Here is a 3,058-nt window from a genome sequence, read left to right as displayed (position 1 = left end):
AGGGCGAATGCGTTCTCAGGTAGTGAGATCGAGTAGTTGAAGTGCGTGGTCGGGGTGTGCCCGGTAGTGGTCATTGGCGGCGGCGATGTTGCTCCAGCCCATGAGGTCGGTGAGGGCAATGGCCAGGTTGCGCAGGCCGGCCATGATGCGTGGTGCGTGACCGGTGCGGATGGTCGAGCGGTCCTCGGCGTAGGTGACGTCGCGGACGTGGTGCAGGGCCTCGATGGACCAGTGCCCGCGGACGAGGGCGGCCAGCTGGGCGGGGGTGGCGTGGCCCGGGGCGAGGCTGGTGACGGCGTAGACGGTCTTGATCGTCGTCTTGCCGGTGGTGCGGTCGGTGCGGCGGCGTTTGACCTGGATGGCCTGGGCGGCGTGCGGGAACAGCAGCCCGGGACGGACGGTGCAGACCTTCAGCCTGCGGATCTCCCGGCGGCCGTGCCCGTCCTCAACGGTGCGGTCGTGCGGCTCGATCTCCCGCCAAGGCAGGCGTTTGAGCTGCCGGTGCAGGCTTTTCTGGTTCCCCTTCACGACCAGGAGGTAGTGCGCGTTGTGTTCCCGGACCAGGTGGCGGGCGTGTTCGCGCTGGGTGTGCAGGGCGTCGGCGGTGACGATCTTGCCGGTCAGGTCCAGGCCGGTCAGCAGCGGGACGAACGCGGGGATCTCGTTGCTCTTGGTGTCGACCTGCCGTTGCGCCAGCACGGCCCGGCCGTCGTGCAGGGCCGCCGCCAGCAGGTGCGTCACCGTCCCGTCCGGGTGGCGGCTGCCGCCGGGTAGCCCCGGCACGTTGCCGTGCCGGGGCCCCCTCAGAACCGTGCGTGCCACTTGTCACGGCACACGGCTCAAGCAAGCCCCGATGGGCGGGTGGAACGTTTTCCTTGCGTGCGGAGTGTGGGCGCTGGGTCAGCGGTGTTCGGCGGAAGGTGTCGTTGCCGTCTCAGTGCCCAGTAGGTGGTGAGGTCGGGGTCGTCGGGTGACGCTGCCCCATCCACCATCTGGTGCCTCTTGATCGGCGTCCAGGCCAGCTTGGTCATGTAGGCGCCGGTTTCCCGGTCTCCGAAGACCCAGCGGTCGTTCCTGGCCGGATGGAACTTGCCGAAGTAGCGTTCGGTGATCCATGCCGGCGACTTGTTCTTGTGCCGATGCTTGGCCCACCTCGTCAACGTCCACCACAGGGTGTGGTCGATGGAGGCGAACGTCTGCTTGGACACCGCTGTCCGGTAGTAGGCCGCCCAGCCGCGCAGGACCGGGTTGAGTTTCCCGATCACCGCAGGCGCGTTCGCTCCGTAGAGTCGCCGCACCTCGGTGCGCAGCCTTGTCCGGAAGCGTTTCACTGCTTGCCTTGTCCGGTTTGATCAGCAGCTTGCCGCTGGGGTAGTGGCGGATGTTGAAGCCGAGGAAGTCGAAGCCCTCATCGAGGCGGACGATGCGTGTCTTGTCCTCGTTGAAGACCAGCCCTCGTGGCTCCAGCCACGCGGCGAGCCGTGCTTTGACCTGCTCTGCCTCCTGCCTGCTGTGGCAGAGTGCGACCAGGTCGTCGGCGTACCTGATGACCACTGGTGTGCCCGGCACGCTCCATCCCTTGTGTGAGGGTTTGGTGCTGTATCGGGCACCGGCAGCGTGTTCCATCCCGTGAAGCGCCACGTTCAACAGGCACGGGGAGAGCACACCGCCTTGCGGCGTTCCCTCCCACGTCGGCGCGAATCGACCGTTCTCCATGACCCCTGCTCTGAGCCACTGGGCGACTTGGTCCCTGGCGGGGAACAAGCCGAGTTGGTCCAAGAGCTGCTGATGGTCAATGCGGTCGAACGCGGCCGCCAAGTCGGCATCCACGATCCAGGCCCGCTTGGGTCGCTTGCCCTTGCAGACCCCGAAGATCGCTTCGATCGCATCATGGCACCCGCGGCCGGGCCGGAAGCCGTAGCTGCGCGGCTCGAATCGCGCCTCCCACTCGGGCTCCAGCGCGTTGAGGACCACCGCCTGGCAGGCGCGGTCCCGGATCACCGGTATACCCAGTGGACGCCGTTTTCCGTTCGTCTTGGGGATGAACACCCGCTTGACCGGCCGAGGCCGCCAGCCCGCACGACGATGCTGCACCCAGTCGGCCAGTTCGACCCTCTGAGACGCCAGCAGCGCGGTCCGCCCGTCGACCCCGGCCGTCGCACGGCCCTGATTGATCTGCGCCACCCTGCGCACGCTCACCCGAGCGTTCGCGCGTGAGCGCAGCATCAGCTTTTGCAGGTTGCGCAACCGTTTATGGTCGCCGTCCCGCGCCGCCGCGAAGATGCGCTGCCGCAGCCGCCGTACCCGGTCTTCCTCCTGGTCCCAGTCGATCCCGAACCAGTCCTCAGCCGGATCCTCCGGTCCGTTCGCCCCCGCCGCAGCGAGAGCGTCCAACTTGCCCTTCGGTTCCAACGCCTTGACCACCGATCATCTCCACAGGCTCACCCGACCCGCGTCAGCGCTCTTTCGAGCCGGGGCATCCGCCCCGTATCCGGCCGGTTATACGCCGCCCGGCAGGAGAACCGGACACATGACGCCTTCCCGCCACCTTTCGGTCGCCGGCCTTTGCTTCTCGGGCCGTCCTACGCCCGCCGGGGAGTTGAAGCCTTCCTTACGGTCGGCCTACCGGCACCAATGCCGGACCTCGACGGGATTACCACGTTCCGCACGCATGAGACACGGCCGGATTGGGCGCCCTCTGTACCCCGGGGACGATGGTGCTCTCCCGGTCGCCCTGCGCTCTGCGACCGGCATCTGCCGCCTTCCAGCGGCACGTCCCTGCTCGGCCCGCTACCGCTTCCTTTCCGGGCCTTCAAGATGACGAGGCATCAACCAAGGGTTCACGCGTGTTCGCCCGCCCGGCCTTCCCCTCGCCCGTATCCCCCGGAAAGAACAGGAGACCTCCGGCTCACCCCCCGGGCTTCGCACCCCGCAGTTACCCGCGACGCACGCCGAGGTGGGGACAGGCCCATGAGCACTGGCCTGAGATCACGTCACCGGATTCACCCCGGCCTCCTCAACGTCATCCACTCACAGCGTGCGACCTCGTGTCGCAACC

Annotated in this window: 2 protein-coding genes and 1 pseudogene; all 3 read right to left on the bottom strand. The window is 67.6% G+C overall.

Features of this window, described 5'->3' with window-relative positions:
* Nucleotides 1-15: 15 nt before the first annotated feature.
* A complete protein-coding gene (locus AL2_RS35755; protein ID WP_083947263.1) occupies nt 16-822 on the bottom strand; it encodes an ISAs1 family transposase in 807 nt (268 codons plus the stop codon).
* A gap of 17 nt (nt 823-839) precedes the next feature.
* A complete protein-coding gene (locus AL2_RS40215; RefSeq protein WP_369688521.1) occupies nt 840-1,298 on the bottom strand; it encodes a group II intron maturase-specific domain-containing protein in 459 nt (152 codons plus the stop codon).
* Nucleotides 1,299-1,392: 94 nt separating this feature from the next.
* A pseudogene (locus tag AL2_RS37080) lies at nt 1,393-2,424 on the bottom strand (reverse transcriptase domain-containing protein); the annotation flags it as partial.
* Nucleotides 2,425-3,058 lie beyond the last annotated feature (634 nt).

This window comes from Actinomadura latina NBRC 106108, from assembly GCF_001552195.1.
Lineage (GTDB): Bacteria > Actinomycetota > Actinomycetes > Streptosporangiales > Streptosporangiaceae > Spirillospora > Spirillospora latina.
Note: the sequence above shows the minus strand (reverse complement) of the source record. Positions and strands in the feature narration are given on the sequence as shown.